General features: G+C 60.9%; 11 protein-coding genes. 5 read left to right on the forward strand and 6 right to left on the reverse strand.

The window, feature by feature from the left end; all coding sequences use genetic code 11:
- The first annotated feature begins 173 nt into the window (after window positions 1-173).
- The 4 genes from AXW79_RS18890 to AXW79_RS18905 all read left to right on the forward strand — a co-directional run bounded on the left by AXW79_RS18890 (window position 174) and on the right by AXW79_RS18905 (window position 4,968).
- Window positions 174-1,391: an aspartate aminotransferase family protein gene (locus tag AXW79_RS18890; RefSeq protein ID WP_005317101.1), complete on the forward strand. Its 1,218-nt coding sequence runs from the start codon at window positions 174-176 to the stop codon at window positions 1,389-1,391.
- Window positions 1,392-1,466: 75 nt separating this feature from the next.
- Entirely contained in the window at window positions 1,467-2,486 is a 1,020-nt protein-coding gene (gene astA, locus AXW79_RS18895; protein ID WP_005317100.1) for an arginine N-succinyltransferase, read from the forward strand.
- Between the two features lie 84 nt (window positions 2,487-2,570).
- Window positions 2,571-4,040 carry a succinylglutamate-semialdehyde dehydrogenase gene (gene astD, locus AXW79_RS18900; RefSeq protein ID WP_005317097.1) on the forward strand — a complete coding sequence of 490 codons (1,470 nt, stop codon included), beginning with the start codon at window positions 2,571-2,573 and terminating at the stop codon, window positions 4,038-4,040.
- A gap of 130 nt (window positions 4,041-4,170) precedes the next feature.
- A complete protein-coding gene (locus tag AXW79_RS18905; RefSeq protein ID WP_005317093.1) occupies window positions 4,171-4,968 on the forward strand; it encodes a DUF1338 domain-containing protein in 798 nt (265 codons plus the stop codon).
- Window positions 4,969-5,145: 177 nt separating this feature from the next.
- Here the strand turns inward: AXW79_RS18905 and AXW79_RS18910 are convergent, their stop codons facing one another.
- Complete coding sequence (locus AXW79_RS18910) at window positions 5,146-5,742, reverse strand: HAD family hydrolase (RefSeq protein ID WP_005317090.1); 597 nt, start codon at window positions 5,740-5,742, stop codon at window positions 5,146-5,148.
- Between the two features lie 186 nt (window positions 5,743-5,928).
- Here AXW79_RS18910 and AXW79_RS18915 point away from each other — a divergent pair, with 186 nt between their 5' ends.
- Window positions 5,929-7,293, forward strand: a complete 1,365-nt coding sequence (locus tag AXW79_RS18915) for an MDR family MFS transporter (protein WP_005317086.1) — start codon at window positions 5,929-5,931, stop codon at window positions 7,291-7,293.
- An 81-nt stretch (window positions 7,294-7,374) separates the two neighbouring features.
- Here the strand turns inward: AXW79_RS18915 and nifJ are convergent, their stop codons facing one another.
- From nifJ to AXW79_RS18945, 5 genes are all read right to left on the reverse strand, one after another.
- Window positions 7,375-10,908, reverse strand: coding sequence for a pyruvate:ferredoxin (flavodoxin) oxidoreductase (gene nifJ, locus AXW79_RS18920; protein WP_005317083.1), 3,534 nt, complete (start codon window positions 10,906-10,908; stop codon window positions 7,375-7,377).
- Window positions 10,909-11,291: 383 nt separating this feature from the next.
- The gene (locus AXW79_RS18925) at window positions 11,292-12,446 is read right to left on the reverse strand and encodes an MFS transporter (RefSeq protein ID WP_005317081.1); all 1,155 of its coding nucleotides are present in this window, start codon (window positions 12,444-12,446) and stop codon (window positions 11,292-11,294) included.
- Between the two features lie 10 nt (window positions 12,447-12,456).
- Complete coding sequence (locus AXW79_RS18930) at window positions 12,457-14,016, reverse strand: ABC-F family ATP-binding cassette domain-containing protein (RefSeq protein ID WP_005317078.1); 1,560 nt, start codon at window positions 14,014-14,016, stop codon at window positions 12,457-12,459.
- 380 nt (window positions 14,017-14,396) lie between these two features.
- The gene (locus tag AXW79_RS18940; protein WP_005317072.1) at window positions 14,397-16,187 is read right to left on the reverse strand and encodes a hypothetical protein; all 1,791 of its coding nucleotides are present in this window, start codon (window positions 16,185-16,187) and stop codon (window positions 14,397-14,399) included.
- Window positions 16,188-16,670: 483 nt separating this feature from the next.
- Window positions 16,671-18,278: a glycoside hydrolase family 13 protein gene (locus tag AXW79_RS18945; RefSeq protein WP_005317067.1), complete on the reverse strand. Its 1,608-nt coding sequence runs from the start codon at window positions 18,276-18,278 to the stop codon at window positions 16,671-16,673.
- Window positions 18,279-18,284 lie beyond the last annotated feature (6 nt).

Raw genomic sequence — 18,284 nt, forward strand, 5'->3', positions numbered from 1 at the left:
TGAGCCGTTATGCAATGCGGTTGCCTAAAATCTCACAGGCAATCGAACATTGTTCCCTGTAACTTGCTTTGTTGCAGACTTTTAGCTTTTTTTCTGTGACAATGCCGATGTGTTTACATGGATTTAACTTTTGGGCGGTGGATTATTCTGTCGCCAGATCGAAGGAGAGCAATATGTCAGAGTTGTTGGCAGTGACACGTGAAGTGTTTGATGAAGTGATGGTTCCCAACTATGCGCCCGCCAAGATCATCCCGGTGCGTGGTGAAGGGTCACGTGTCTGGGATCAGGAAGGCCGTGAGTATGTCGACTTTGCCGGCGGGATCGCCGTCAATGGCCTGGGTCATTGCCATCCCAAGCTGGTCGAAGCCCTGAAAACTCAGGGCGAGAAGCTGTGGCACCTCTCCAACGTGATGACCAACGAGCCGGCTCTGCGTCTGGCCAGGAAGCTGGTTGCCGCCACCTTCGCCGACAAGGTCTATTTCTGCAACTCGGGCGCCGAAGCCAACGAAGCGGCCCTCAAGCTGGCCCGTCGTTATGCCATCGAGAAATTCGGTGAGCACAAGACCCAGATCATCGCTTTCCATCAGGGTTTCCACGGTCGTACCTTCTTTACCGTCAGCGTGGGTGGCCAGGCTGCCTACTCGGATGGTTTCGGTCCCAAGCCGGCTGATATCACCCATGTGACTTACAACAATCTGGCGGAGCTGGCTGCCGTCATCTCCGACAATACCTGCGCCGTGGTGATGGAGCCGCTGCAAGGGGAGGGTGGCATCATTCGTCCGACCGACGAGTTTGCCAAAGGGGTGCGTGAACTCTGTACCAAGCACAATGCCCTGCTGGTCTATGACGAAGTGCAATCCGGTGTTGGCCGTACCGGTGATCTGTTTGCCTACATGGGTCTTGGCGTCACGCCTGACATCCTCACCAGCGCCAAGGCGCTCGGCGGCGGCTTCCCCATCGGCGCCATGCTGACCACCAATGAAATCGCGGCTCACCTGAAAGTGGGCACTCACGGCTCCACCTACGGCGGCAACCCGCTGGCGTGCGCGGTGGCCGAGGCGGTGATCGACGTGGTCAATACCCCGGAAGTGCTCAACGGCATCAAGCAGCGTGAACAGCTGTTCCGCGCCGGTCTCGACGCCATCAATGCCAAGTACCACTGCTTCAGTGAAGTGCGTGGCAAGGGCCTGCTGCTCGGCGCCGTGCTGAACGATGACTACAAGGGCCGCTCCCGTGATTTCTTGCTGGCCTCCATCGACCAGGGGCTGATGGCACTGGTAGCAGGCACTAACGTGGTGCGCTTCGCACCGTCACTGGTTATTCCGGAAGCGGATATCAAGGAAGGGTTGGCACGGTTCGAGAAAGCGGTTGCCCAGGTGGTTAACGCCTGATCCTAATTGAGGTGGGGAGCCCTCCCGGCAGTAGCCGGGACCCCACCTGTCGTCAATGAAAGGGAGTTGTCATTTATGTTGGTTATCCGTCCTATCGAGCAAAAAGATTTTGCTGGTCTCAAGACCTGTGCCATTGAATCCGGCACCGGCATGACATCATTGCCTGTCAACGATGAACTGCTGCAACGCAAGATAGATGCCTCGACCCAGACCTTCTCGGACAAACCGGCAGGTAAGGGTGATTGCCTCTACTTCTTCGTGGCTGAGGATCTGGAGACCGGCGAAATGGTCGGTACCTGCGCCATCGATGCGGCCGTGGGCCTGTCCCAGCCGTTCTACAACTATCACATCGGCAAGGTGGTGCACTCTTCCCCCAAGCTCGGCATCTACAACGTGGTCGAGACGCTCACTCTGTCGAATGACTACACCGGCAATTCCGAGCTGTGCACCCTGTTTTTGCGCGAATGCGCCCGCGAGGGGCTCAATGGCCGCCTGCTCTCCAAGCACCGTTTCCTGTTCATGGCCGAGCACCCCGAGCTGTTTGACAAGACCGTCTTTGCCGAGATGCGTGGCGTCTCCGATGAAAAAGGTCACAGCCCCTTCTATGAGTGGTTGCAAAAGCATTTCTTCTCGATGGATTTTCCTACCGTCGACTATCTCACCGGCATCGGCAAGAAGCGCTTCATCGCCGAGTTGATGCCCAAGTACCCCATCTACGTCAACCTGCTGAGCAACGAGGCGCGCGCCGTCATCGGCCAGACCCACGAGAAGACCCGCCCGGCCATCAAGATGCTGCAGGATGAGGGGTTCGTGAACCGTGGCTACGTTGACATCTTCGATGCCGGCCCCACCGTCGAGTGCGACGTAAAGAACATTCGCAGCGTGCGCCGCAGCCAGAAGCTGCGGGTGCTGATCGGCGAGCCCATAGGTGGCAAGACCCATCTGATCTGCAACACCCGCTACGAACAGTATCGCGCCTGCCACGGCAATATCCGGGTCGATCTGGACAAGCACGAAGCCATCATTCCGCCCAAGATGGCGGCGGCACTCAAGGTGCAGGATGGCGACATGGTGCGTGTCGTCGATCTCGACTGAGCCGCCTTGTCTGGTGTTGAAGGCAGCAGAACCGCATATGAAACAGGCAGCCAAGGCTGCTTGTGAAACACAGGGAGTGAATTGATGAGCCATTTAGTACAACTTATCGACGGCCAGTGGCTGGCGGGTGAAGGCAAGCCGTTCGAGTCAATGGATCCGGCGAAGAACGAGGTTATCTGGCAAGGGGGCGCCGCCAGTGCCAGTCAGGTGGATGCAGCCGTCAAGGCAGCCCGCGCTGCCTTCTACCATTGGTCCGATCTGGCCCTCGAGGATCGTCTGGCCATAGTGCGCCGCTACGCCGATCTGCTCGGCGAGCACAAGGAGGCGCTGGCGCTCACCATTGCCCGGGAAACCGGCAAGCCCCTGTGGGAAACCCGCACCGAAGTGGCCGCCATGCAGGGCAAGATTGCCATCTCCATTCGCGCTCATGACGAGCGCACCGGCACTGTCGAGAACCCCATGCCGGGTGCCAAGGCATTCGTGCGCCACAAGCCCCACGGCGTGGTCGCCGTGTTCGGCCCCTACAATTTCCCTGGTCATCTGCCCAACGGTCACATAGTACCGGCGCTGATCGCGGGCAATACAGTGGTGTTCAAGCCCTCCGAGCTGACCCCCATGGTGGCTGAAGCCATGCTGAAAATCTGGCAGGAGGCGGGTCTGCCCAAGGGTGTCCTCAACCTGGTGCAGGGCGAGGTGGAGACCGGCAAGGCGTTGGCGGGCAATCCGGATATCGACGGCCTCTTCTTTACCGGCTCGTCCCGTACTGGCCATTTCCTCCATCAGCAGTTTGCCGGTCAGCCTGGCAAGATCCTGGCGCTGGAGATGGGGGGTAACAACCCGCTGATCGTCAAGGATGTGAGCGATGTGGATGGCGCCGTCCATGCCATAGTCCAGTCAGCCTTCATCACTTCCGGCCAGCGCTGTACCTGCTCACGCCGTCTGTTTGTCGAGCGCGGTGCCCGGGGCGATGCCCTGGTCAAGCGATTGGTGGAGGTGGTCGGTCAGATCAAGGTCGGTCTCTATGATGCCGCCGATCAACCTTTCATGGGCGCCATGATCAGCGAGAAAGCGGCACTCGGCATGGTAGCTGCGCAAGCCAATCTGCAACAACTGGGTGGCGAGAGTCTGCTCACCCTCAAGCACCTGGAAGCGGGCACCGGCTTCGTTTCGCCCGGCATCATAGACGTGACCGCAATCGGTGCACTGCCGGACGAAGAGTATTTCGGCCCGCTGCTGCAGCTCATTCGCTACGACGACTTCGATGCCGCCATCGACCAAGGCAATGCCACCAGCTTCGGCCTATCTGCGGGCCTGCTCGGTGACAACGAGGCGGACTGGCAGCATTTCTTCAAGCGGATCCGCGCCGGTATCGTCAACTGGAACAAGCCCATCACGGGGGCATCCAGCGCCGCGCCGTTCGGCGGCATAGGTGCCTCCGGCAACCACAGGGCGAGCGCCTACTACGCCGCAGACTACTGTGCTTATCCGGTTGCTTCCGTCGAGGACAGCAAGGCTGCCATGCCGGATCAGCTGTCTCCGGGTTTGACCTTTTAACAAGGAAGAGGCTGGCAGCAAGGCCGCCACGGCTGACACTGTCCTCCCCTGCGCTGAGCGCTGATAACAAAAAATAAAAGGGGCACTGAACAGGTGCCCTTGTCTGTACCCGCAATCAAAGGAAAGAGAGATGCAAAAGGATATCGACACCCTGTTCGGTCACTTGTGGGATAACTACATTCAAGTCACCCCGAGTGCCCTCAAGGTCCACACCCTGCTGGGTGGCGGTGAGCCCATCGTCAATGATCATGTGGCGTTTCGCACCTACAACCTGCCCAAGCTGGGGCTGGAGAAGCTGGCCGCCCACTTCCTGGCGCTCGGGTACGAGCAGAAGGGTGAATATGTGTTCAAGGCCAAGAAGCTCTATGCCAAGCACTTCGAGCATCAGGATCCGGATGCCCCCAAGGTGTTCATCAGCGAGCTGAAGGTGGAGGAGCTCTCCGAGGCGGCCCAGGCCATCATCCACAAGCTGGCTGAGCAGGTGCCTGATCACCTGACCGACACCCAGGCATTCCTCTACACGGGGGCGCCCTGGCAGGTTTCCTGGGCCGATTACCAGACCCTGCTGGCAGAGAGCGAATACGCAGCCTGGATGGCGGCCTGGGGCTATCGCGCCAACCACTTCACGGTCAACATCAATCGCCTCAAGCAGTTCGATACTATCCAGCAGGTCAACGCAGCCCTCAAGGCGGCAGGCTTCGTGCTCAATGGCGTGGGTGGCGAGGTGAAAGGGGACCCGCAGGTGATGCTGGAGCAATCCTCCACCATGGCCGACAAGGCGGATGTACCCTTCAGCGACGGCGTGCGCACCATTCCGAGCTGCTTCTACGAGTTTGCCCTGCGCTACCCGCAGGCCGACGGCGTGCTCTACCCGGGCTTCGTCGAAGCCTCGGCCGACAAGATCTTCGAATCCACCAACGCCATGTAACGGCGATGGTTGGCAAGAACGCCCCGAAAGGGGCGTTTTTTATGGCGTTTTGTGCCGGGCCCGTAGACCCCCGTTTGTCGCTGATATGCTCTCATCCAGGCCGCTGCGCGATATCTCAGCCGAGTCGGGGTTGAGCGACCGAGCCCACCCGCAAGGGTGGGCCAGGATACTCGTCTGTCACACCTGCTGCAGCGTGCCTTCGGTGGCCAGCAAGGTGGTCATGCCACCGGCCTTGCCTGCCTGAATGCCGATCTGGGTATCTTCAAACACCAGGCAGTTGGCGGGATTGGCGCCGAGCAGCTCGGCCACCTTCAGGAAGGTATCCGGATGGGGTTTGTGGTTGTGGATGTCGTCGGCACTGACCAGCACGGAGATATAGGCATCCAGGCCGGTGTTTTTCAAAATACGCTCGGCATGATCCCGCGATGACCCAGTGCCTATGCCCATCGGCACCTTGCCGTGGCAGCCCCTGACCAGCTCCCACATGGAGGGGAAGACGCTGACCTTGTCGATATGCGCCAGATAGAGGGCTACCTTGCGGCGAGTGAAGGCATCCACATCGATATCCAGTCCGTGCTGCTCGGCCAGCATGCTCACTATCTTGCGGGTGGGAATGCCGCCATATTCATTGAGTTGCTCGCGATTGAACGGCAGACCGAACTCTGCGCTGGTTGCCTCCCAGGCATCCAGATGCAGGGGCATGGAGTCCACCAGGGTGCCATCCATATCGAAAATCAGTGCGTCGTATTGATCAAACCGGAACTGCTCGGACATGGGTCTGCTTCCTCTTGGGCCAAAAGACCACACTACCAGATCCGGCGTTCGGATGCCGCGACGGCCGTCATGGTCAAGGGACTGGCCGCTGGATGGCAGTGGTTTTAGCCATCGGATAATGATTTATGAGACAATAATAAGTTATTTGCCGCAGATTTTGGCATTTCACATTAGCGAGCCGGTTATATGTCCCCAAAAACCATCTTCTCAAGCGTGGCCCTGGTGATCGCCCTGGGTTCACTGGAAAAGAGCATAGTCACCACCCCCTTGCCCATCATTGGCGCTGAGCTGAACGCAGGCGCAGCCCTCACCTGGGTGGTGACCGCCTATCTGTTGGCAGCCACCGCCGCCCTGCCCGTGTATGGCAAGTTGAGCGATCTGTTCGGTCGGGTACGCATGCTCAATATCGGTATTGGTCTTTTTCTGGCGGGATCCGTGGCCTGCGCTCTGGCGCAGGATCTGCCGACCCTGCTGGCGGCTCGCGTGCTGCAAGGGCTGGGGGGCGGCGGCCTTATTGCACTTGCCTTTACCGTGATTGCCGACTGCATACCGCCACGGGAGGTGGGCAAGTATCAGGGTTACATCTCGGCCGTGTATGCGGTCTCCAGCATCGCCGGGCCTCTGCTCGGCGGCTACTTTACCGAGCAGTTGAGCTGGCGCTGGATCTTCTGGATCAACCTGCCTCTCGGGGCGCTCGCCATCTGGTTGGTGAACCGCAACCTCAAGCACCTCAATGTGCGTCGTCACAGCCGTTTCGACTGGAAGGGGGCGGCACTGCTCATCACAGTGACCACGCTGACCCTGTTGCTGTTATCACCCGAGACTGCGTTGCCCTCCATCTGGCTGGCGGCGGGTTTGGCGGTTGCCTTGCTGCTGCTGATCCTGGTGGAGCGACGTGCCCATGACCCTATCCTGCCTGTCCATCTGGTGCGGTTGCCCGGCTATCTGGTGAGTGTGCTGCTGGCACTGGTTTCGCAACTGCTGATGTTCGCCGTGCTGGTCTATCTGCCGTTGCAGATGCAGTGGCAGAAGGGAATGGGGGCCAGCGAGAGCGGCCTCTACATGGTGATCTTCATGGTCTGCATCACGGCGGGTGCTTTCGTCGGCGGCAAGCTGATCGGTCGCACCGGTTACTACAAGCGGTTCGTGGTGGTGGGCTTCGCCCTGTCTGCGCTGGCTTTGTGGCAAATTCATTTCGATGTCTGGGCCAGTCTGGGGCTGGGCTTTGCCGGTCTGGGTCTGGGGCTGGTGCTGCCGGCCCTCGCGGTTGTGGTGCAAAATGCATTGCCGGCAGCGGATCGCGGCATCGGTATGTCCCTGTTCAACTTCGGCCGTGAGCTGGGAGGCGCGGTCGGGGTCGCCATCTGCTCCGTGCTGTTTCATGCCGCCTTGCCAGCGGGTACCAGCCACAATCTGGCCAGCCTGAGTCCGGTCGAGCTGGCTCCGGGGTTCAGCGCTACCTATATCGGCATGGCGCTGATCGCCAGTGCCGCCTTGCTCATCACACTATTGGCATTGAAGCGGCACGAGCTGGCTACCATGCCTGCCTGATGACGATCAGACTGGATGTGAAGAGGGCTCCCAACGGGAGCCCTCTTTGTTATCCGGTTTTACTGGTCGCCGGCAGGCCGATCACTCCTGCGGGGGGGCATCCTTGCCGGCCAGCTGGCTGAGCCAGGCGAAGCGGCGGTTGGCGTCCAGTTCCGCTTCGCGATAGAGCAGGGTGGCGACCTCCGGCAGCTGACGTTCGAGGCGCTGGAAGCGGGGCTCCTGGCTCAGGGTCTCGGCCAGCGAGGCGTTCGGTGCCCGGGAGTCGAGCGCCAGCGGCAGCTTGCCCTCGTCGCTGCGGCGAGGATCGAAGCGGTAGAGCGGCCAGAAGCCGGTGGCGGTCAGCTGCTTCATCTGCTCGTGGCTCTGGGCCAGATCGTAGCCGTGCTCCTCGCAGGGGCTGTAGGCGATGATGAGCGACGGCCCCGGGTAGGCTTCCGCCTCCTGAATGGCCTTCACCGTCTGGTTCATCTGGGCGCCGAGGGAGATCTGCGCCACATAGACGTGGCCATACATCATGATGCTGGCACCGAGATCCTTGCGCCCCTTGCGCTTGCCCTGCTCGCCAAACTTGGTGATGGCACCGAGTGGCGTGGCCTTGGACTGCTGGCCGCCGGTGTTGGAGTAGCACTGGGTGTCGAGCACCAGCACGTTGATGTTCTCCCCCAGACTCAGCACATGGTCGAGCCCGCCGTAGCCGATGTCGTAGGCCCAGCCATCGCCGCCGATGAGCCAGACCGACTTGTCCACCAGGTAGTCCGCATCCCGTGCCAGCTCAGCTGCGCCCGGCTCGGAGCGACCCTGCAGCAGACTGCGCAGCTGCGCTATATGGGCCCGCTGCTCGGAGACCGGCAGGGCGGCGTCTTGCAGCCCCTGTTGCAGTTCGGCCGGGACGGCGTCCCCCAGGCTGGTCAGCAGGCGTTGCATCCGCTCGCGATGCTGATCCACGGTGAGCCTGAAGCCCAAGCCAAATTCGGCGTTGTCCTCAAACAGCGAGTTGGCCCAGGCCGGCCCACGCCCCTCGGCGTTGGTGGTGTAGGGGGTGGTGGGCAGGTTGCCGCCATAGATGGAGGAGCAGCCGGTGGCGTTGGCAATGAGCAGCCGGTCGCCATAGAGCTGGGTCAGCAGCTTGATGTAGGGGGTCTCGCCACAGCCGGAGCAGGCGCCCGAGTATTCGAACAGCGGCGAGATGAGCTGGGAGGTGCGAATATCGATGCGCTCCAGTTGCTCGGCGGTGCGCTCTGGCAGCGCGAGGAAGAAGTCGTAGTTCGCCTTCTGGGCATCGAGGTGCTCCAGCCGGGAGGCCATGTTGATCGCCTTGCGGCTCGGATCGGTGCGGTCCTTGGCCGGGCAGACTTCGACGCAGAGGTTGCAGCCGGTGCAATCCTCAGGCGCCACCTGCAGCACATATTGCTGGCCGCGCATGTCGCGGGCCTTCACATCCAGCGCGTCCAGGGTCGTGGGGGCATCGGTCAGCGATGCTTTATCCACCACCTTGGCGCGAATGGCGGAGTGGGGGCAGGCGGCCACGCAGTAGTTGCACCGGGTGCAGAGGTCCGCCTGCCAGATGGGCACCTCCTTGGCGATGTTGCGCTTCTCCCAGCGGGTGGTGCCCACCGGCCAGGTGCCGTCCGGGGAGACCGGCAGGCTGTCACCCAGCCCCGCCAGCATGGCGGCGGTGACCGTCTGGACGAAGTCGGGGGCCTTGGCCGATACCACGGGGGGGCGCTGATGGCTGCTGTGATCGAGCACTTGCAACGGCACCGGGATCAGCGCCTCGCAGGTGGCGGCCAGGGCTTGCCAGTTGCGCTCGACCAGCTCGGCGCTCTTGTTGCCGTAGCTCTTGGCGATGGCCTGCTTGAGCAACTCGGTGGCTTCTGCCGGCGGTATGATGGCGGTCAGCTGGAAGAAGGCCATCTGCATCACGGTATTGATGCGGTTGCCGAGCTGGCACTCGCGGGCGATCCTGGCGGCGTTGATGATGTAGAAACGCGCCTCTTTTGCACGCAGGGCCTGTTGCACCTCCTGCGGCAATCGCTGCCAGATCTCTGTCGGGCCATACGGGCTGTTGAGCAGGAAGATACCGCCGAACTTCAGCCGCTCCGCCATCTGGTACAGGTCGATAAACTGCCACTGGTGGCAGCCGATGAAGTCCGCCTCGTCCACCAGGTAGGCCGATTGCACCGGCCGTTCATTCACCCTCAGGTGGGAGATGGTGAGGCCGCCCGCCTTCTTGGAGTCGTAGACGAAGTAGCCCTGGGGATAGAGCGGGGTGTGATTGCCGAAGATCTTGATGCTGTTCTTGGCCGCCGAGACGGTGCCGTCGCTGCCAAGGCCGTAGAACAGCGCCTCCAGCTTGCTCTGGCTCGGCTTGTGTTGCGAAGAGCCGAGCACCGGCAGCGGCAGGGAGAGGCCGGTGACGTCGTCGAAGATGCCGACGGTAAAGCGCGGCCTTGGGTTATCCAGCGCCAGCTCGTCGAAGATGGCCTGCGCGCAGGCTGGATTGAACTCCTTGGAGGAGAGGCCGTAGCGACTGCCGATGACCCGTGGCAGGCTGGCCCGATCGCCCCGGCTGACCGCCTCGGCCAGCGCCGTCATCACATCCAGATAGAGGGGCTCGGCCTGGGCGCCCGGCTCCTTGGTGCGATCCAGCACTGCAATCTTGCAGGCGCTCTCGGGAATCACCGCCAGCAGATGCTCGGCACTGAAGGGGCGGTAGAGGCGCACCTTCACCAGCCCCACCTTCTCGCCTCTGGCCAGCAGCCGTTCGATCACCTCTTCGCAGGTGCCGATGGCGGACCCCATAAGCACCAGCACCCGCTCGGCCTGCGGGTGACCCACATATTCAAACGGCTGGTAGTGACGGCCGGTTAGCGAGCCGAAGGCCGCCATCGCCTCGCTCACGTGGCGATAGCCCTCGTCATACCAGGGGTTGCTCGCTTCACGGCACTGGAAGTAGGTGTCCGGGTTGGCGGCGGTGCCGCGAATGACAGGCTTGTCGGGGGTGAGCGCCCGATCGCGATGGGCGCGGATCGCCGCCTCGGGCAGCAGGGCACGCAGTGTGTCATCCGCCAGCGGCACTATCTTGGCTATCTCGTGGGAGGTGCGAAAACCGTCGAAGAAGTGGATGAAGGGCAGCCGGCTGTTGAGGCTGGCCACCTGGGAAATCAGGGCGAAATCCTGCGCCTCCTGCACATTGCTGGCACAGAGCATGGCGCAGCCGGTCTGGCGCACCGCCATCACGTCCGAGTGATCGCCAAAAATTGAGAGGGCGTGGGTCGCCACTGTGCGCGCCGCCACATGCAGCACGAAGGGAATGAGCTGACCCGCCAGCTTGTAGAGGTTGGGGATCATCAGCAAGAGCCCCTGGGACGAGGTAAACGAGGTTGCCAGCGCGCCTGTCTGCAGGGCGCCGTGGACGGTGGCGATGGCGCCCCCCTCCGACTGCATCTCCACCACGCGAGGTACATCCCCCCACAGATTTTTGCCCCGATCGCTCGACCAGGCCGACGCCTGCTCCGCCATGGTGGAGCTGGGGGTGATGGGGTAGATGGCGATGACTTCGCTGGTGCGGTACGCCACTGAGGCGACTGCGTTATTACCGTCTGTGGTGATCATGAGTTGTCCACTTGCTATGCCAGTTTGAAGGCCGGTTGCAGGCAACCGGTCATGGATAGGTCGCAGGCATAGTAAGAGGGTTGGAGAGATCGCATCAAACGGGATAAATAATCAATTAATACATCATCTATTCGTCATTTATACCCTTGAAAATAATCGGGTCTATTTGTCGGGATATATCTATCGATCCAGCGTGAATAATGGTTGCAGGGATGAGTCGGTACCGAAAACGTTGAATTAAATAAATCATGAAATTAAATAATTAGATGGAAGAGTCATGTTTGCTTGCACAGACAGCCTGAGTTGGAAACAGGTCGCCGCTCATGGTGGATGGGCGACCTGTTGGGGTGCGGGCCTGGTTCACGCCCGTTTTCTGTCGGGGATCAGGCAGTGGCGTTGACCTGCCGCAAGACCACGATGGCACTGCCGAACAGCAGTATGGCCAGGGCCGCCATGGCCACAGGCCCTGCGCTGTAGGCGAATCCGGCGACACCGGACCAGAGCGCCACGCCAATGTGCATCATGGTCATCGCCAGCGACATCAGCATTCCTCTGTGAGCCGCAGAGAGCTGCGCAATATAGCCCTGCAGCGCGGGCGATCCTATGCCGCCTGCCAGTGCCCACAGCAGCAGCGGCACTATCAGCAGCAGGGGCAGCAGCATGGGTTGCCCGGCCGGATAGAGGTAAAACCAGACGCTGACCAGCAGGCAGACCACCAAGGCCATACGCATCAGGGTGCGCCCGCTCTCGACCCGGCCAGACAGGCGGGGCATCAGCAGGTTGCCGATGACGCTGATGATGCCAAGCAGAGCGTACAAGCCCCCCACGGACCCGATGGACCAGTCCTGGGTATCGCGCAAATGCTGACCGACGAGATTGAACAGGCCTATGCCGCCCCCCAGACCTAGGCACATGGCGAGCAGGGCACCCACAGCACCCGGGATGGCCAGTATGCGGGTAGCCATGCCATCCTGATGTTCCGTTGATGTCTCTGCCGGCTCCTGGTCAGCGGGCAGCAAGGCCAGCGCCGCCGCCACACACCAGGCGCACACGCCAAGCAGGATGAAGGCAGCCCGCCAGGAGAGCCATTGGGTCAGCAGTGCCCCGACGGCCGGGCTAGCTATCATGCCCAGGGTCAGGCCTGCCTGGACCCAGGCAATGCGTTTCATGGCATCTGTCCCTGCGCTGTCTGCGGCCATGGCAAAGGCGATGGGCAACATGCCGGCACTGGCAAGGCCGGTGAGCACCCGGCTTGCGAGCCCCCATTCAAAGTTCTCCACCAGGCCTGTTGCGACTGAGGCCGCCCCGAACAACAGGGCGGCGGGCAGCATCACCTTTATCCTGCCAAGGCGATCCGAGAGGCTACCCAGCAAGGGGGCGACCATCGCCAGCGCCACACTGTAAGCCGTGATAAACAGGGTGATGCGCTCGGGTTGAACTCCCAGATCCTTGCCGATGGGTGCCAGTATGGGGCCCAGCATCAGCTCATCGGCGCCCACCAGAAACGCAATCAAGAACAGCAATATTTTCAAAAACATATCTTTGACCTCAAACGCAATACGTATGTTCAGCGGCAGTGAAGGCGTGAATATCCACCACCCGATCCGGCCAGTGGGCGACGAACTCCCGTTCGTGGGAGACCACAACCACTGTGCCCGGGTAGTCATGCAAGGCTCGATGCAAGGCGGCTTTGACAGTGGCATCCAGGTGTGTGGTCGGTTCGTCCAGTACCAGTAGATTGGTGGGTTGCAGGGTCAGCCTGCACAGTTTCACCTTGGTCTGCTCACCACCACTGAGGGAGGCAATCGGCCGCAATGCCAGTTTTCCTGTTATGCCGAAGCGTGCCAGATGTTGCCGGGCCATCTTGTCATCCACGCCCGGGTACACAGCTTTGACCAGATCCACCGGTGTGGCATCCGGGTCGGCCCAGCGCAGCGCCTGCTCGAAATAACCCAGTTTGAGGGCCGGTGACAGGGTGAGCTGGCCAGATACCGGGGGCTGCTCGCCCACCAGGGTTTTCAGCAGGGTGGATTTGCCGATGCCGTTGAACCCGGCGATCACCACTTTTTCGCCCCGAGCAAGGGTCAGCGAGATGGGCGCCAACAGGGGGCGTCGATAGCCAATGACCAGCTCAGTAGCGGCAAGCAACTGCTGGCCATTGTGCGGGGCGGTACGAAACGAGAAGGCGACGGCCTTTTCCTGCTCCGGTGCTGCCAGCCTGTCTATGCGGGCCAGCTGTTTCTTGCGGCCATTGGCGATGCTGGCATTGACCCCGGCCCCGTTTTTGGCAATGAAGTGCTCAAGCTTGTCGATATGTCGCTGCTGCGCCAGATACTGCCTCCCATGGGCGGCATCTTCAGTGGCTTTCTGGGCCATGGCCTTGTCGACGTTACCCTTGAATTTGCGGATCTGCTGCCGGTCTATGTCGCAAATGGCCGTGGCAATCCGGTTTAGAAACGCCTTGTCGTGAGAGACCACCATAAAAGCTCCCTTGAAGCCGCTCAGGTAGTTCGCCAGCCAGTCAAGGTGAAGGGTATCCAGATAATTGGTCGGCTCGTCCAGCAGCAGGACATCCGGCGCGAGCAACAGCAGGCGGGCCAGCATGACCTTGTGCCTTTGTCCGCCGCTCAATTCCCCCAACCGGGTATGCATACCCAACTGAGTGATCCCCAGGCCATCCGCCACCGCATCTATCCGGCTGTCGATCTGATAAAACGACCGGCTCTCCAGGCTGGCCTGAAGGGTGGCGGCCCGTGCCAGATGGCGGGCTTGGACACTTTTCGCCGGGCAGGCGTAGATGGCCATCATCTCGGCCTCCTGCCGGTAGAGATCTGCAAAAGCGGTTTGTAGGTATTCGCGCACTCTTGTTTGCGCGTCCATCTCGGCATGCTGATCCAGATAACCGAGGCGCACGGCAGGCTGCCAGAGGATGTCGCCCCCGTCGGGCAACAGCTCCGCCTGCAGCAGTTTCAGCAGGGTGCTTTTCCCCGCGCCGTTTTTGCCCGTGACGCCGATATGCTCACCGGCGAAGAGGGTGAAACTGGCCTGCTGGTAGAGGGTCTTGTCACCTATGTGACAAGTCAGGTTTTGAATGGTGAGTAAACTCATGGTGCTACATCCATAAAAAACGGGGGGCGGTACTTGGCGTACCGGCCCCCCGTTTCAAGCAATATTGAAACTTTGTCCTGAATATCAGAAACAAAAAGGCCGGCGATGAAGCATCTCGCCGGCCTGAGTCCCCTGTTTTCATCAGATGCGGGGCAGCCTCCCTGTGAGAGGGCGTGCACGCAGCTGATGAAGATTCAGAAGAGGGATGGCTCCGGGCAACACTTCATCGTGTTAGTGCACGGAGCACAGCCTCCTGACAGAGCATTTGAACAGGATGTACAACATGGAAAAGCGGTCCAACAAAAATTCTGGTCGCAAATTACACAGAACCCGCTTGCGAGTCAAATGACCGTCGGTTGAACGCCTGGATCAAGCACTCGCTACTCGTGGTGCAAGGTGATGCAATCCAGGCCGCCGCTGCCCCTGAGCAGAGCCTCCGCCTGGTTAAATCCCTCCCGCGTGCTGCTTGCTGTCTGACCCACGAAGTAGGTGGTCAGCTCGGGCACCTCGCGTTTCAACCAGGCGCTGAAGGCCTGATTCAGGGGGGCTATGCTGGCGGCGTTGGTGATGTAAAAGGGTTGCTGCGCCGTGCCCATGATGCCGTTCATCCAGTTCACCGCTCGCTTGTTCACGTTGAAGGCGCCCGGGGTGGCGATGGGGGTCAGACCTGCGTCGGTCAGCTGCTGCCGGATGAGGGCATGGATCTTGTGCCAGCGTTCGGCCTGTTGTTTCAGGCTGGTGAGGGTCTCGGTGAGGCCCTGGCGTTCGCTGTCGCTCAGGCTGCCATCATTGGTCAGTACCTGCTGGATCAGCGCCTCGCTGGCTGCAGGGTCGTTGAACAGGATGCGGCCATCGGCCAGCGGGCGCATGGCCATGTCGAGGTGAAAACCGGGTTGGGCCAGGATCACCAGATCGCGCTCGGCCACCTTGAGCTCCTGCGCCATCAGGCGCTGGCTGATGGCCATCATGGCTAGGAAACGGCGGGTCTGCTCATCCAGCTCGGCGCCGACCAGCCCCTGGCGCTGGTAGCCGCCGGCTTGCAGCATGCGTCCCAGCCGGGTCAGGGTGGCGGCATCGGCCTGCAGGGTTTGCAGCTCCTTCTCTATCTGATCATCAGCAAAGTCGGAGTGGAGATCGGCGGTGACCACCAGGCTGGCGTAGTCCTGTTTCAGCTGAGCCAGCAGATTGAAGGAGGCCGGCAGCGCCTGGCCATGGAGCGCGCGATAGCGCTCGGCGATGAGGGCGCCCTGCTGCTGGCTCAGAAACATCCGCCCCTGTGCGGCCTGCCGGCTGTCCCAGTCCACTTGGTACTGTGCCAGCTCGGCCTTGGCGCGCGCGGCCCTAGCATATGCGTGGCGCTGCTCGGGGCTCAGATCGCGGGGCAGCAGGTTGGCCGCCTCCAGCAGTATGAGGTCAATCTCGGGATCGTGGCCGTTCTGCACCGTATGGGGGTTGCCCAGCCACTCACGCTCGATCAGTTGCAGGCGAAAGTCACCGTCACGCTCCATGCTCTCCTGCCGGGTAGCGATGCGCTCCCGATCCAGCCGGCTGTGGTGCAGAGTGGTCTGCAGCAGGGCATCGCGACCGATCAGGGCATAGGGGCTACCGTCGGCGCGCTGACCGGTCAGCATGTTGCCGCCATCTATGATGGAGAAGGTCGGGATCAGCTCCCGTCCCTGCTCGTTGGCAAAGGTGTCGGCCTGGGCCAGCATGCCATCTGTCAGCCCCTGGGAGTCCCGGCTGCCCAGGCTGTGGTGCCCCTCCTGCTCGGCCTGCGGGCTCTCTGTGGTCAAGGCGGTGACGAAGGCGTGGTATCTGTCCTTGTCGGCCAGCGGTGCCCGGGGGCGGAAGACGAGGGTGCCATCCCGTGACAGCCACATGTTGTCCTCGGTCCAGGTGTACATGTCGCCATGGGTGTTGACCGAGAATCCCTGCTGCCTGCCGATCTGCTCCAGCTCCGCCACCAGCTCGGGTTCGGTCTGAATTGGCAGATGAAGCTGGTGTATCCGGTTGCCCAGATCGTCCTGCGCCAGCAGGAAGGTGCGAGCGAGGGCGGGCGTCTCTGGTCCATGGCTGGCCAGCGGGTCGTCCGGGAATATGATGGGGGTTGCCGTTGCTGAATTGAGCCAGAAGAGGGTCGAGATGGCGAGTGCCACTCCGGTTTTACGCATGGTGATTACCTTTTTGTTATGGCGGGATAAGTATCCCGCGAGCCTGAACTGCATGTTGGCGCCGAGCGAGGATCTCCTCGCGCCGGATGGAAACCATAAGGTTCAGGCTTGGAATAACAAGGCCGCAGATTTGAATTGACTTTTAACCCTGGCTAAACAGCACAAAATATATCCTGTAAATAACTATTCAATAGACTTTAATTCGTTATTACTTCATTAGAAACAATGCATTGTGGTGTCTCTATTATCTATAAAGAGATCTGTTGTTATATTTCTGGCTGGTCGCCACACGCCTGAAAATACGAAGTTTTTAAGTGATTAAAGATAAATGGTGCAGGCCAATAGGGAGGAGAACCATACAGGGAAATAACAGGGTCAGGATCTGGTCATGTATTGGCGGCGATAAACGAGACGGATATTGGGAGCCAGCACAAGCGGGGAGGCCATGTGCCGGCCCCGAAGCGCCGCCTGTTACTCACCCGCTTATGCCTGCATCAGCCAGACGGTGGCCTGATAGGGAGCAAAGTGAGTCGTGGGCGCGTCCGGGTAGTTGCCCATCAGCAGGGTGGCCCCCCTCTCCACCATGTCAAGATGGGGCATGGGCAAGGTGCCAGCGGTGAGATTGGCGAGCAGCAACAGGGTGTGGGTCTCGCCGGTGGCAGGATCCCGCCAGCGACGGCGGTAGCTGATGCGCTGTGGATCGTCACCATCGAGCAGCTCGAAGTCGCCGTGGCGAATGACGGGGTGGGCCTTGCGCAATGCTATCAGCTGGCGATAGTGGTGAAACAGGGAGTCGGGGCGGGCCAGTTGCCCGGCGGCATTGATCTCTACGTGGTTCTCGTTGACCGCGATCCAGGGGGCGGCCGTGCTGAAGCCCGCATGTCGGCTCGCATCCCACTGCATCGGGGTGCGGGCGTTGTCGCGGCCAATCGCATCGATACGGCGGCTCAGCTCGGCGGGATCCAGCTCCGCCTGGCTGGCACAGTAGTGGATGGCCTCCACATCGCGCAACTCATCGGTTTGCCAGTGGCGGTTGGTCATGCCCAGCTCCTCCCCCTGATAGATGAAGGGGGTGCCCTGCATCATGTGCAGCACCAGGGCCCACAGCTTGCCACTCAGCTCGCGCCACTCGGGCCTGTCGTCGCCAAAGCGGGAGACGGCGCGGGGCAGGTCGTGATTGCCGAGAAACAGGCTGTTCCAGCCCCGGCCGTGCAGCCCCTGCTGGTGGCGGGCCATGGCCCGCTTGAAGGTGAGGGGGTCAAAATGCGACGACCACTTGTCCTGCCCCAGACCCAGATGCTCGAAGTTGAACACCATGCTGAACTCGCTGCCATTCGGGTTCGAATAGTGCTGCATATGAGCGAGATCCGCCCCCCAGGTTTCCCCGACCGTGATGATCCCCTTGTTGCCGAAGCTGGCGCCGTTGAGCTCGCGGATATAGTCGTGCAGGCGGGGGCCGTTGCTCATGGCAAGGGGCGACCACTCCTTGCTCACCATGTCGATCACATCGAAGCGGAACCCCTTTATGCCCTTGGCCAGCCAGAAGTTGATCACTTCAGCCATCTCGGCGCGCACCGCCGGGTTGTCCCAGTCGAGATCGGCCTGGCTCACATCGAAGTTGTGCAGGTAGTAGCGATCGAGTTGCGGCACGTATTGCCAGCCGCTACCGCCGAAGATGGATTGCACCGGATGGGTATCGACGAAGGCTTTATCCCGAAAAACGTAATAGGCCTGATAGCGGGCGTCCCCGGCCAGCGCCCGTACAAACCACTCATGTTCGGTGGAAGTATGGTTGGCGACTATGTCCATCATGATGCCCATGCCGCGTTCGGCAGCCTTCGCAATCAGCTGATCCATGTCGGCCAGGGTGCCGAACGCCGGGTCTATGTGGCGATAATCAGCCACGTCATAGCCGTTGTCCCGTTTGGGGGAGCAATAGACAGGGGTAAGCCAGAGCATGTCGACCCCAAGCTCGGCCAGATAGTCGAGGCGCTGGCAAATGCCATTGATATCCCCCATGCCATCGCCGTTACTGTCCTGAAAGCTCATGGGGTAGATCTGGTAAATCACACAGTTATCGAGAGGGGTCATGGGTCA

Source organism: Aeromonas salmonicida subsp. salmonicida (assembly GCF_001643305.1).
GTDB classification, from domain to species: domain Bacteria; phylum Pseudomonadota; class Gammaproteobacteria; order Enterobacterales; family Aeromonadaceae; genus Aeromonas; species Aeromonas salmonicida.